This is a genomic window from Ruminococcus sp. OM04-4AA (assembly GCF_003462585.1).
GTDB lineage: Bacteria > Bacillota > Clostridia > Lachnospirales > Lachnospiraceae > Mediterraneibacter > Mediterraneibacter faecis.
In genome coordinates this window covers 1-13,132 of record NZ_QTZH01000061.1, presented here as the reverse complement: position 1 = coordinate 13,132, position 13,132 = coordinate 1, and the positions used below count along the sequence as shown (strand labels likewise).

Annotated in this window: 14 protein-coding genes and 1 tRNA gene; 7 read left to right on the top strand and 8 right to left on the bottom strand. The window is 38.9% G+C overall.

The genetic code is table 11. The features are described from left to right. Window positions 1–501: 501 nt before the first annotated feature. Together DXB52_RS13260 and DXB52_RS13255 are read right to left on the bottom strand one after the other, a co-directional pair. Entirely contained in the window at window positions 502–1,437 is a 936-nt protein-coding gene (locus tag DXB52_RS13260) for a DUF5692 family protein (RefSeq protein WP_055163273.1), read from the bottom strand. A 208-nt stretch (window positions 1,438–1,645) separates the two neighbouring features. Continuing rightward, entirely contained in the window at window positions 1,646–4,408 is a 2,763-nt protein-coding gene (locus tag DXB52_RS13255) for an FAD-dependent oxidoreductase (protein ID WP_118107720.1), read from the bottom strand. Between the two features lie 227 nt (window positions 4,409–4,635). On the opposite strand from DXB52_RS13255, the gene DXB52_RS13250 reads away from it, so the two are divergent. Together DXB52_RS13250 and DXB52_RS13240 are read left to right on the top strand one after the other, a co-directional pair. Then, entirely contained in the window at window positions 4,636–5,241 is a 606-nt protein-coding gene (locus DXB52_RS13250) for a TetR/AcrR family transcriptional regulator (protein ID WP_181989210.1), read from the top strand. 523 nt (window positions 5,242–5,764) lie between these two features. Beyond that, window positions 5,765–5,841 (top strand) — tRNA-Arg (locus DXB52_RS13240). A gap of 217 nt (window positions 5,842–6,058) precedes the next feature. Here DXB52_RS13240 and DXB52_RS17440 read toward each other — a convergent pair. The 3 genes from DXB52_RS17440 to DXB52_RS13225 form a co-directional block, all read right to left on the bottom strand. Then, the gene (locus DXB52_RS17440; RefSeq protein ID WP_255651100.1) at window positions 6,059–6,181 is read right to left on the bottom strand and encodes a hypothetical protein; all 123 of its coding nucleotides are present in this window, start codon (window positions 6,179–6,181) and stop codon (window positions 6,059–6,061) included. A 178-nt stretch (window positions 6,182–6,359) separates the two neighbouring features. Continuing rightward, window positions 6,360–7,145: a hypothetical protein gene (locus tag DXB52_RS13230; RefSeq protein ID WP_118107716.1), complete on the bottom strand. Its 786-nt coding sequence runs from the start codon at window positions 7,143–7,145 to the stop codon at window positions 6,360–6,362. Beyond that, window positions 7,129–7,692: an RNA polymerase sigma factor gene (locus DXB52_RS13225; protein WP_117861307.1), complete on the bottom strand. Its 564-nt coding sequence runs from the start codon at window positions 7,690–7,692 to the stop codon at window positions 7,129–7,131. Before DXB52_RS13225 ends, DXB52_RS13230 begins: the two co-directional genes overlap by 17 nt. Before the next feature lie 398 nt (window positions 7,693–8,090). On the opposite strand from DXB52_RS13225, the gene DXB52_RS13220 reads away from it, so the two are divergent. The 5 genes from DXB52_RS13220 (at window position 8,091) to DXB52_RS13200 (ending at window position 10,770) form a co-directional block, all read left to right on the top strand. Then, window positions 8,091–8,495, top strand: coding sequence for a DUF6017 domain-containing protein (locus tag DXB52_RS13220; RefSeq protein WP_118107714.1), 405 nt, complete (start codon window positions 8,091–8,093; stop codon window positions 8,493–8,495). A gap of 14 nt (window positions 8,496–8,509) precedes the next feature. Next, window positions 8,510–8,806, top strand: coding sequence for a hypothetical protein (locus DXB52_RS13215; RefSeq protein ID WP_055166957.1), 297 nt, complete (start codon window positions 8,510–8,512; stop codon window positions 8,804–8,806). 13 nt (window positions 8,807–8,819) lie between these two features. Then, the gene (locus tag DXB52_RS13210) at window positions 8,820–9,218 is read left to right on the top strand and encodes a hypothetical protein (RefSeq protein WP_330677942.1); all 399 of its coding nucleotides are present in this window, start codon (window positions 8,820–8,822) and stop codon (window positions 9,216–9,218) included. A 134-nt stretch (window positions 9,219–9,352) separates the two neighbouring features. Further along, window positions 9,353–10,330: a choloylglycine hydrolase gene (bsh, locus tag DXB52_RS13205; protein WP_118107712.1), complete on the top strand. Its 978-nt coding sequence runs from the start codon at window positions 9,353–9,355 to the stop codon at window positions 10,328–10,330. A 38-nt stretch (window positions 10,331–10,368) separates the two neighbouring features. Further along, a complete protein-coding gene (locus DXB52_RS13200; RefSeq protein WP_472520201.1) occupies window positions 10,369–10,770 on the top strand; it encodes a GTP pyrophosphokinase in 402 nt (133 codons plus the stop codon). 147 nt (window positions 10,771–10,917) lie between these two features. Here DXB52_RS13200 and DXB52_RS13190 read toward each other — a convergent pair whose 3' ends face one another. From DXB52_RS13190 to DXB52_RS13180, 3 genes are all read right to left on the bottom strand, one after another. Then, window positions 10,918–12,111 carry a site-specific integrase gene (locus DXB52_RS13190; RefSeq protein WP_069424454.1) on the bottom strand — a complete coding sequence of 398 codons (1,194 nt, stop codon included), beginning with the start codon at window positions 12,109–12,111 and terminating at the stop codon, window positions 10,918–10,920. A gap of 78 nt (window positions 12,112–12,189) precedes the next feature. Continuing rightward, complete coding sequence (locus DXB52_RS13185; RefSeq protein ID WP_059026980.1) at window positions 12,190–12,393, bottom strand: excisionase; 204 nt, start codon at window positions 12,391–12,393, stop codon at window positions 12,190–12,192. Next, window positions 12,393–13,132, bottom strand: a 740-nt coding sequence (locus DXB52_RS13180) for a replication initiation factor domain-containing protein (RefSeq protein ID WP_207661761.1), incomplete at its 5' end; no start/stop codon positions are given. The genes DXB52_RS13185 and DXB52_RS13180, both read right to left, overlap by 1 nt.

The following is a 13,132-nucleotide window of genomic DNA, read 5'->3' as shown; positions in this document are numbered from 1 at the left end:
GATTCTTCAAACCATTTTGCTAATTTTCTCATAATTTTCTTTCTCCTTTTTTCTTTTATTTTCTTTTTCTATTGCTTATCTAAAGTACATTCCGTTCATCTGTCCAAAGAACTTAATATCTTCTTCATAAATCTCATGCAGCCATCTTTTAATTCTCTTCATCATCTCTAAACACCTCCTTTTCATTTACAATTGCATTATAGGCGAAAAGGAGGTGCATTTCTTGCCAAATCCAGATGAAAAGTAGCCAAAATCTGCAAATATATCATATATTAAATGTTTTTCTTGATTTTTTAAGACATTTTCCAGTAAGTTATGTATCTCACATAAAGAAGGGGCTGTCGGTAAATAACGTTTTTTAAAGCTGACAGCACCAAACAAAAATATCCTGACAGTTACAAGGCTTTCTGGCTCTGCAACTTGTTCAGGATATTTTTATTTTGATAAATACTTTCTGTTTTTGGCCGCAAAAAATCCTTGTTTGGACTTTTTATTATCAATTTATTTATTCTCTGCATTTATTTTCTTGTAAAATGCTTTGTCTGTATAAATCTCATCCTTAAACGGATTCAACTTATTCTTGCGGATTACGCTGAACTGGTAAATAACTGCTGCCGCATTCACAACTAAAGAAAGAAAGCTTACAGCAAAGAATGCCTTCGGATTATGTGTTGTCGGAACAGGCGCCAGTCTGTCTGCAAACTGTGGAACTGTCATGATAAACATAATCCAAAGTGCCAGTGTGTGTGCTCTATGCTGTAACCAGCATCCTTTCTTGATAAAGAATGCAGGGATAGTACAGGATAACAGCAGAATCACACCACAGTATACAGAATGGTCTGAAATACAGTTATATGTATATGCAAAGTTCCAAAGATCATATCCAAGGATATAGATCCAGTCCATATCCGGCCACATCATATCTTTACTCTTTTCTTTGGAAATGTAAATACCTGTCCACCCGCAGATCAGCAGGATGTTTAAAATACCTGCAATTCCATTCATGATATTCCACGGTCCTGACATAACCCAGAGATTGTTTACTTTCTCGCCTGCAAATGCATGGAAGCTGTATGCCTCGAAATCACGGAAAACTGCCTCACAAATATTGATTGCAAGAATCAGTGGCGGGAAGCAGATTACCCATTTATGCTTTGTCGCATTCGGAATATAACGCATCAGCATGAAACCAACACAACCTGCAAGTGCAGAGTAAGTCTTTGCCCAGTTGAACCAGTTTCCGGTTCCGTACTCATTTCCCGGCGCACAGGTTGTCGGCCATACAAAGATTGTCAGCACAACCGGAACAATCACAAACAGTAAGATTCCACCCCATTTTGTTTCACGTCCTAATTCATTCAGTGCGATCAGAACTACGAGGATAAAGAACATAATTCCCCAGGTTTTTAAATCAGGTACATTATAAAGTATTCCCATTTACTTTTCCCCCTTGTTTCCTTTTAAAATTTTCCTTAGATTTTAATTTGTAACTGTTCAGAGCCAAGCAAAATTTCATAAAACAGGTGTAAAATGTTTGCATTTTTAAGACTGTTTTTGAAATTTTATTTGGCGGATACGCCACACCGACGAAATGCGTAGCATTTTGGAGGTTGGCTCTGAACAGTTACTTTAATTTCTTTCAAATTTATTTCTTCTTAAATTTTAGTTTGATGGACTGTTTTACCATGTTCGGAAGAACAAATTTCAGACGATCCTCGTAAGGAACCATTCTGCTACATTCCGGAAGTTCTCTATGTAACTTGATTGCATCAAACTCACATTTTGTTGTACAAAGTCCGCAGCCGATACATTTATTCGGATCAACAACAGATGCTCCACATCCAAGACAGCGCGCTGTCTCCGCTTTCACCTGCTCTTCTGTAAATAAAAGCTTTGCATCACGGAAGGAATGTTTTGTATCAATTGCATCATTATGTCCTGGAATCTGACGGCTGGAATTATCATAATTCTCCACCTTGATGTCATTCTTATCTAATTCGATGAAATCATTTCTGTTACGTCCGATTGTAAGACTGGACTGTGGCTGTACAAAACGATGAATTGAGATTGCTCCCTGCTTTCCTGCTGTGATCGCATCGATTGCAAACTTCGGTCCTGTATAAACGTCTCCACCAACAAAAATATCCGGTTCTGCTGTCTGGTAAGTAAGCTCGTCTGCAACTGCTCCATTGCCGCGTCCAAGTTCTACCTTACTTCCCTTTAACAGATCACCCCATACGATTGACTGACCAACAGAGAAGAATACATGCTTACATTCTACTGTCATAAGCTCACTCTCATCATATGTCGGATTGAATCTTCCTTCTGCATCAAATACAGAAAGACATTTCTTTAATACAACACCGCGGACCTCACCATTCTCGTCTACGAGAACTTCCTTCGGTCCCCAGCCCGGATTTACAACGATTCCTTCTGACTCAGCTTCTTCTATCTCTTCTACGGAAGCCGGCATTGTCTCTCTGGACTCCAGACAGAACATATTTACCTTTGTATCGTCACTTGCACATCTCTTAGAGTCTCTTGCTACGTCGATCGCTACGTTACCACCACCGATGACAACTACGTCACCCTTGATGTCGTATTTTTCATTTGCATTCACCTCTTTTAAGAGATCAACTGCAGATGCACATCCCTTTGCTGTATCATTCGGGATTCCCGGAAGACGTCCCCCCTGACATCCGATTGCAATGTAAAATGCTTTGTATCCCTGTGCACGAAGTTCATCTAATGTGATGTCTTTTCCAACTTCTACACCAGTCTTGATCTCTACCCCCATCTCTTTGATAATATCGATTTCTGCCTGTACGACATCCTTCTCTAATTTGAATGATGGGATTCCGTATACGAGCATACCGCCGGCACGCTCATTTTTCTCGAAAATAGTCGGCTTATATCCTTTTTCAGCAAGATAGAATGCACAGGATAAACCTGCCGGTCCACCACCGATGATCGCAATCTTCTCATCGAAATATCCTTTTGTTGCCGGAACTACTTTCTCCGGAATAAAACGTGTCTCAGCATTCAGATCCTGAGCTGCAATAAACTTCTTAACTTCATCGATTGCAATTGCCTGATCGATTGTTCCACGTGTACATGCGTCCTCACAGCGACGGTTACAGATATGTCCGCAGACTGCCGGGAGTGGGTTGTTCTTCTTGATCAGTGCAAGGGCATCTCTGTATCTTCCCTGCGCTGCCATCTTGATATAACCCTGAACAGCGATATGTGCCGGACAGGCTGTCTTACACGGAGCTGTACCTGTATCATAACAGTTGATGCGGTTCTTATCACGATAGTCTTCGTCCCACATCTCCGGTCCCCATTTCTTCTCTGTAGGAAGAACATGCTTCGGATACTCTACCTGAGAACCATCCTTCTTACAAAGCTTCTGACCAAGCTTAACAGCACCTGCCGGGCAGTACTCTACACAACGTCCGCAAGCCACACAGTTCTCTGTCTCAACTTTTGCAACATATGCAGATCTGTCCATATTCGGTGTATTAAATAACTGTGAAGTACGAAGCGCATAACAGACATTTACATTACAGTTACAGATGGCGAAAATCTTATTCTCACCGTCAATATTTGTAATCTGATGTACGAAACCATTGTCCTCTGCCTGTTTCAGAATCTCTAACGCACGTTCCTTTGTAATATAGTGTCCACCTTTATTTGTCTCAACGATATAATCTGCCATATCGCCCACCGCAATACACCATTCTTCCGGATCATCCGCACATCCCTCATCGAATGTTTTACGAGATCTTCTACAAGAACATGGACTCGCTGCATATTTTCCCTCATACTTTTCAAGCCAATGTGAAATGTGCTCGATCGGCAGAGACTGATTCTCTGTTGAAATTGCCTTCTCTACCGGAATAACATGCATTCCAACACCGCCCTCAGGCATAAATGGTGCAAGTCCTTCTAATGCAATACGACTCATTCTCTCAAAGAAAATTCCAAGCTCCGGATGCTTCTCTAACATCTTCGCATTCATACAAGAGAACTCTGCACTTCCAGGCACGAAGATTGGCAGTACATACTGCTTCTCATGCTGTGGATTTTCCCAGTTATACTCCACCAGCGCAACCTCTGCCATTTCCTCTAACTGCTTCTCCAGATAACCTCTGTCCTTGCCTGTCACCTTCACCATCTGATCTAAAGTTTTCGGCTGGCGCACCCCCATCTTCAATGCGATCTCAGCCTGCTCATCCGTACACAAAAGTGCCAGTCCCCAATACTCCGGATCGTACTTTGTCATCTTCTCTAATCCGAGCTTTTTCTTTGCACGCCCTGTCATCATCTTGGCAAGTTTTAAGATTGGTTCACGTTCTTTTTCGTTCTCAATATAGTCCGGATACCAGCCTTTAAATTTGTCTGTCATATTCCCTCTCCTTTTTCATAAATCTTTTCATAAATTATAATAATTTCCTATAAGACCAACATAACATTTGTTATGTGCTTTGTCAAACAAATATCGATGTTACATTTATCTTTTTTTATGCTATAATCATGTTACTGTTCACTCCCGTGTCAACCACACTGCCAAGAGACACGGATGATGCAGATTTTGTGAGTAATAACACAAATTCATTTCGAGGTGTAAAGAACATGAATGAACAAAAAAACACAACCAAAACACAGATCAAACAAGCTGCAATCCGACAGATTGAAAAGTTCGGAATTGATAAGACAAGTATGCGTTCGATTGCTGCCGAAGCCAATATGACAACCGGCGCGATTTATTATTACTATAAGAATAAACAGGATTTATTTGATGAGATTGTCACTGATTCGATTCATTTTGCACATCGTATTTTTCATGAAAATGAGAACGAAAAAATCACCGTAGATTCTCTCTTTTCTAATGTAGAAAAAGAAGCTCGGATTCGTTTCAAACGCCTTCAGGAAGAAAAGCTATACTTACTTCTATTATCAGATGCAATGAAATGTGATTCAGAATTTTCCCAGAAATATACCTCCGGATTGAAGTCGATCCTGGATCAGGCTGCTACGCTTTTTGCTTCTGCATTTGCACTTGATGATCGTAAGCTTGCAGAACAATTCGCTTCTATCTTTATGGCTACACTTGATGGATTCGCGATTCAACAGGTACTTCATGCGATTCCAAAAGATGATACTTCTTATGCAGATACGATTCTTGATTTCTTCACAACCTGCGTTCCGTATTATATTGAGAAACATAGAGAGTCTTGATAGGAGCAGTAAAGCCGATACAGGAAATGAATCCTGCACCGGCTTTATTTTCTTCTATCCCTTTCTTTTATAACTTTCGAGAGCATATACATCATCCAGCATGTCGCCAATACCAGATAAGTGCCCACTATCAGTATTGCTAAAAGAGTTCCCTGTAAATAAACAGAATCCTCCACTGTTACGGCAACAATATAACTATCGTCCCGTCTCGTCATACATCTACAGTGTTTCCCATCTATTTTAACATGCTTAACAACTACTTGATTCTTGTCTACCTGTTCAGACGATATCCCGATTGCATCAAGTTTCTCTCGTATTTCCATCAACACGGTTCATTTCCAAATAGATGAAAAACGGTTGAGAATTTGTAGGTTCTATGATAAGATATTAACTGTGTCTGGAATACAGATACAATTGTTCCCTTAGTTAAATGGATATAACGAGGTCCTCCTAAGGAAGACCGAGGCATTCCCCAAAGGGAAAAATCCTAGAACCCCAGTAAAATCAAGGGTTTGCGTCATGTGTCTCTGTAGCTCAGCTGGATAGAGCACCGCCCTCCTAAGGCGGGTTTTTGCGGGGGTTCGAATCCCCCCAGGGACGGTTCAAAGCGTTCAAAAATGTTAGCTGAATTAGCTGACAACGAACGCTTTTGTTATTTTCTAATCACATTCGTGACATAAAATTCCATTCAAAATGATCAATTTCCAGCTAACGCAATCCGATTTTTGTTAGCTGACAGCTAATCAAAATTACCGGTTTGCAAACATGGGTTTTAAGAAGTCCAGCTAACATTTTGGTTCCGCTCTGTTGTCACCCCTTATTGGGAGATGTAAATTTGATCTTCTGGTGTCTCTGCTGCGACCGCCGTAGAACATGCTACAGAAATTATCATTGCAAGAGAAAGAAAAAAACCAATCGTTCGCTTTAAAATTGTTTTCATAAACATTTACCCCCTTTACTTCCTTTATTTCCCACACTTCCTGTTACCTATATATACAATGGAACATTAAAAAAGTTGCATAATTTTAAAAAAATTTGAAGTTTCCTATAGCAAAAAAATGAGAGAGAGTGCGATCACCTAACCTGGTAATCGCACTCTCTCTCATAACCGTTTTTTACTATTTAATAACTATTTTTCCTTCCTTTAAAGATATAGGATCTGAGCTTACACCTAAAAGACAGATATAATATTCTCCGGATTTTTCTGCAGTTAATTCAAAGGTTTGATTTAATTCTTTACGAGGCTCTGATTTTCCATCTAATATTTCACCGTCACAGATATAAAAATACATGATTCCCTGGCCATTTCCACCGTTTGTTTCCGCTTCATATTCCGTTGCCTGAATCATTAAGGTTTCTCCCTCATTTAATTTCCAGCCTGATCCGTCTTCCTGCTCAAAAATGACTAAATCATTGTTGCCAAATATAATTTCCGGAGTAATATATTGTCCGGCGTCACCGGATACAGCAAATTCTGTTATACTGTTTGGACTAATGCTTACGTTTTTGTATGATTTAATACGAGCTGTTGTTTCCCAAATTCCATCTGAAGGTTCATCCGGAACCTCTATCTCTTCATCAGCTCCTATTATCTGTCCTTCTCCATGAAGTCCTTTTCCAACTAAATGCCGGTTGCTGTCATCAATTAATGCTGCACCGTAGTTGTGAGCAATAGCAAGAATAGACGACATTGCAACAAGAGCTGCAACCAGTAAAACACTCTTGATAGCAAAATGCCTTTTTCTCACGATTTTCTGATCATGGATCATATCTGTTACATCTTTACAAGTTCTATCTGAAGAAAACATATCATCGGTTTCATCATTAAACATATCATTTTCTTCTAATATTTCATAAGCAACATCTGAAATGTTAGTAAACATATCGTTATACGAAATTTTCATACTGATTTCCTCCTTCTTCCAAAAATTTTTTCATCTTCTCTTTGCAGCGTTTGAGTTTGCTTTTTACTGTGGATGCCGGAATACCTGTAATGCGGGAAATATCGGCTATTTTCTCATTTTGAAAATAAAACAGAACTAATATTAACTGCTCATCCTTATTCAGTTTCCTCAGAGCATTCGCCAGCAGTAATCTCAATTCAACCTGGTTAAAATCATCGGAAATATCTGCTATGACCTCATCATTTATCTGGTAATCTGGTATGCATTTTTTCTTTTCATTTATAGCTGTATTTCTGGCCAATGTGCCTAAATAACCTTTTATTGTAACGCTTTTCGATGGATCAATTTTATTAGCTTTATGCCACAAGGTAAAAAAGATCTGATTAACCACACCCTGAAGATCAATTTTATGAGAGTAACTGCCTAAGATACTGTATACAATTTTTCCGACATAAGCATGATATTCCGAAATTATTATTGCTAACGCTGATTCATCTCCTTTTTGGATTCGTCTAATTAGTTCATTCTCATCATAATAATTACTCAATACGTTCCACCTCCCACCTTCTTTTCATCTCTTTACCTTATATACAAAAGTCATATGAAAAAAGTTGCAGCCATCCATTATATTTTTACAAGTTTCCCTGTATACGGCTCGAGCCTTGATGACTACTAATCCTTTTATACATAAGTAGGATTAGCAGCGGCAACTCGATTCTTTGCTATTTTTCTTTTTCTCCTGATGAATTCTTTTCGTTTCTCAAAATATTCTATGTTCCTATAGGGATTCATTCCTTGTTTTAGCTTAGGATACCGGTTGATGAATCATTCCTTGTGTTATTATACACAAAGGAGCTGAGTACATACAATTGTAACCAGCTCCTTTGTCTTTTCCATTCTAATAATACTTACAAGAGTAATACAGAATCTAATCTTATCCTATCTGTGGCTCAAGAATCAGAAGATGATAAGATCAGATGTGATGAGATGGAACAGTATTCTATCTTGGAAGAGACAGTCAAACAAAATATCGATTATGATGTTCTTTTGCAGAGTTACCCAAACGAAGTACAACTCGTACAGGGAATCTATGAGTTGATTGTTGAGACTGTAGCATACACTGGAAAAAAGTTAGTGATTGCCAGTAATGAACTACCAACAGAATTTGTTAAAAATCGATTCATGAAACTAAACTTTATGCATATCCAGTATGTAATTTCCAGCATGAAGAAAAATACAACCGAAATCAAGAACATTAAGAAATATTTACTCGCTGCATTGTATAATGCTCCGGCAACCATGCAGGGATATTACCAGGCAGCGGTGAACCATGATATGCAGGACTGGTAAGATAGGAGGTACACATGTTTATTTTAAAACTTGCTGGGAAGATATTATTACTGCCAGTATGGCTGATCCTTTTTGTGATCGGCCTAGCAGTGAAGATGACAGTACAGACTTATGCGGTTGTCAGGGGAATCCTTGGGTTTCTATTCACTTTGCTGATTATAGCGACTGCATACTGTTATCATGACTGGGTACAGGTTGCATTTCTATTTTCGCTGAGTGTAATTCTGTATCTGATCCTGTTTGCAGGAGTATTCGTGGACACTGTACTGGACATGACAAGAGAACGTATTATTGATTTTATTATATCGTGAAGAGGATATGAAAATGAGCGAAAACAATGATTATATTCAGTTACCACCACTAAAAAAAGACACACCAGCCGATGTGGTAGCATTTATGTGGGAGTACATGAAAGTACCGGAGGATTCAAGAGAAAAAGTTAAGAATCTGCTTAAAGATGCAAATGAAAATGGAGTAAAAATAAGTCATCAGGCACCAACACTGTATGATGTTGTTCCGAAAGAAGAAATTGCTGAATTTGAAGAGCTTATGCGCAAAACCATAGCTGGCATTGTATCAGAAGCCAGTAGCGTTGCCTGTTGGGTGTATGTGCAGAAATATGTGAAGCACAAAACCCTAAACGAAATGCTGCAAGAATTGCCAGACGTAGGTCAATTCATCCTAGCTATGAATACCTGGTTTGAAAAACTGATGGAGAAATAATCTAGGAAAATAGTTTAAAGTTTACATGTTATGATCATGTATGAAGTTGGAACAAAATAAAAGAATTGTGCTATAATATTGTTCAAGAAAAAACTCATTGACATATTTCAATCTATTTAGGAGGATAAACGATCATGTGTACAGCAGCAACTTATAAAACAAAAGATTTTTACTTTGGACGAACCCTCGATTATGAATTCTCTTATGGTGATCAGATAGTAATTACACCACGTAATTATGCGTTTAATTTTCGCCATGTTGGCGATATGAAAAATCATTATGCAATTATTGGAATGGCTCATGTTGCAGAGGATTATCCTTTGTATTATGATGCTATGAATGAAAAAGGAGTGGCAATGGCAGGACTGAATTTTGTCGGAAATGCTGTTTATGCTGCGCTTAAGCCAGATGTGGAAAATATTGCACAGTTTGAATTTATTCCGTGGATTTTAAGTCAGTGTTCTTCTTTAGTTGAAGTTCGCGAGCTTCTTGAACGAATTAATATTGTTAATACTCCTTTCAGCGAGCAATTACCATTAGCACAATTACACTGGATCATTTCTGATGAGAATGAGTCAATTACGGTAGAATCTATGTCAGATGGTTTGCATATTTATGACAATCCAGTAGGAGTGCTTACGAATAATCCGCCATTTCCACAGCAGATGTTTCAACTAAATAATTATATGTATTTATCTCCTAAACAGCCCAGAAATACTTTCTGCGAAAATTTGGCTCTTGATGCATATAGTAGAGGTATGGGAGGATTAGGTCTTCCGGGAGATCTCTCATCTTCCTCACGCTTTGTACGTGTAGCTTTTACAAAGGTAAATGCAATTTCAGGTGAATCAGAGGAAGAAAGCGTTAGCCAATTCTTCCACATTCTCGGATCTGTGGATCAACAACGAGGATGTTGCGAAGTAACGGATGGAAAATATGAAATCACATTGTATACGTCGTGTTGTAATGTTACAAAAGGTATTTATTATTACAATACTTATGAAAACCATCAGATCAGTGCAGTAGATATGCATGTAGAAAATCTGGATAGTGATAAAATGATTTGTTATCCAGTAATTCAAGGAGAACAAATCAACTATCAAAATAAATAATGTTTTGAAATCAGGGATGAGGTAGAAAGGAAAGTTCCATGATAAAAGATGAAGTAAAAAAACTCAGGATGAACAGTCCGGAATCACTACAGTTTTTAAATAATGCTACAAAATTTTATAATTTAATGATGATGTATCGTTGTGCTATTCGGGAGATACAAACTAAACTTGAGGTTTTGGATGATGAATTTTCAGTTGAGAACAATCGAAATCCTATTTCTTTTATAAAAACAAGAATTAAGCAGCCCAATAGTATTTACGATAAATTGCAGAAGATGGGATATGAATTTACAACAGAAAATATACAGACATATCTCAATGATGTAGCAGGCGTTCGAATAGTTTGTGCGTTTATTGACGATATTTATATGATATCAGATTTGATTACCCAACAGGATGATATTAAAGTTATTGAAATAAAATTATATATGTCTTTTTGACTATCTTTTTATATCTTCTTAAATGTCCGCAAAGCCTTATTTTATAGGCTCTACGGGCATTTTGCTTTTGTGGTAAACCTCACATATCTAGGTCTATCTTCTTATATTTTCGCTATCAAGCATGGTTAAAATCGTGGTAAATACTTCTTATGCGATTAGACGCTGAACCTCTGATTTTGCGGTATCTATGGACGCATGAGCATACCAGTTCATTGTGATACTGATATTTGAATGTCCCATGATATACTGTAAATCTTTTGGGTTCATGTTCTTACTTGCCAATCTTGTGCAGAATGTATGGCGTAGCGTATGCGGTGTGATATGTGGCAAGGGATTGTCCTTGTGTTGCTTGTTGTATTTCTTTACCATACGGACAAAAAGCATATTGTAATCAATCGCAACTTTTGGCTTGCCTTTCTGATTGACAAATAGAAAGTTGCCCCGTCCGTCTATCATAAACGGTTCTGCCTTTGGGCGTTTCTTCATAACCCGTTGAAATGCTTGTATCGTTTCTCTGCTTAATGGCACTTGCCTTGTTCCGCTTTTTGTCTTAGGCGTTTCAATGTAATAGCCCTGTTCCTTGCTCTTTAGTAACTGGTGGTCGATAACTACAACCTCATGGATAAAATCAACGTCCATAATTGTCAGTCCGCACAGTTCCGAGATACGAAGTCCTGTCTTTAACAGTATCAGCACATCATCATAATACTTGTGATACACATTGTCCGTCTTGATGAATGAGAGTAGGGCTTGTTCCTGTTCCTCTGTCAATGCGGCTTTCTCTTTGGTATCATTTTCTAGGACTTCACTTAACTTGAAATCAAAAGGGTTTTTCCTTACACAATCGTCTTGTATGGCGATATAGAATGACGCTTTTAACGAGCGTTTATAGTTGTTAATGGTGTTATAGGAAAAGCCTTTGTCTTTCATGCGTAATGCCCATTCTTTAGCGTCAGAGGGTTTTATCGTATCAATGCTCCTAGCACCTAACTTGTCCTCTTTCAATAACCGCATGAGCTGTTCCCGCTGTTTCTGTGTGCTTTTCTTCACATTTGCCCTCTGTGCGTTCTGTTTGGCGTAGAGTTGGCAAAGCGTCATTTTCTTGCCTGTGCTGTCGATACCGTCCTCAATATCCCGTCTTATCTGCTGTTCCAGTTCACGAAGTGAGGGTTTTTCCCGTTTTCCCTTTGGTGTCGGGTCTGTGGGTGTCAATCTCCAAGCATACACATATTTTGTGTTTCCAAATGCGTCCACATATTTATATAAGTATTCCCCGTCTGTTCGTTGGCTCTCTCCAGTATGCAGGATACGTCCTTTGCTATCCCGTCTTTTTTCTTTCATGGTGTCTGCTCCTTTCCTTGTTGGAAAGAGCCTTGATATGACTTGTTTTCATCATAACACATACAAGGCTCATTTGCACTAGATAGCGTCCAATTTATCAATGACCTGTTCAAACTGTCGGCGTTTAATCTGTATGCGGTTGCCATTCATAATGAGCCAGCCAGCGTCCTTGTTTTCCTCTGCCAAGCGTCTTAACTTGTTTTCTCCGATACGGAAATACTTTGACGCTTCTTCAATGGTAAGGGTGTATTTTTCCCATACGGGAATATCGTTGCTGTTCATCAGATACCCCCTTTCCCATGTTTCGTGTCATACTGGATATAGGGGATAAGGTCGGTGCGGTCAATCCTCTGTAAATGAGCAGTTAGTTTACTGGAAAGGGAGTTGCTGTATCTTGCCTTATCCAGCATAGTTCCCACTTTTTCCAGTCCACCTAATGCGTCATGTTCTTCCAAGAAGTAAAAACTTTTGACCGCTGAAATCACGCCACCCTCTGTGAGCCATTGCTGTGTTTCTTCAAGGGAATTATGCTGTTTTGGTACTTGCAGTTTCAAGACTTCCACAGCCCCTAAAAAGCGTTCCCAAAACCGACACGTTTTCCATCTGCTCTTATTGCTTTCATTTCTGTTTGGCACGACAAAGCGCAGGTTGTTTGCCAGCAGTCCGAAAGCCAGTTCCCCAAGTTCCAGCGGTCTGTCCTTGAATGTCATGGCAAAGGCATGAGCCTTTTCGTCACGCAGTTGCATTTCTGTCCGTTTCCAGCTCCCCACTTCATCAAGCGACTTATTATACTTGGAACAGACTTCCTTATCCTTGTCATAAAAGCGGTAGGACAATCCCGATTTTCCAGCTCCGATATAGACAGTCTTTGCGGTGTCGAAATCATCAAACTTGCTTTCGTCAAACTTATAACCCTCACTGTTTGAGATAAATTCCTCTTTTTCGCATTTCTTCTTTATCTGCTCAATGGTAAAGAATGGCTTTTCGTTCTTATCGTCAATGGCAATATCAAGTCTTGTGA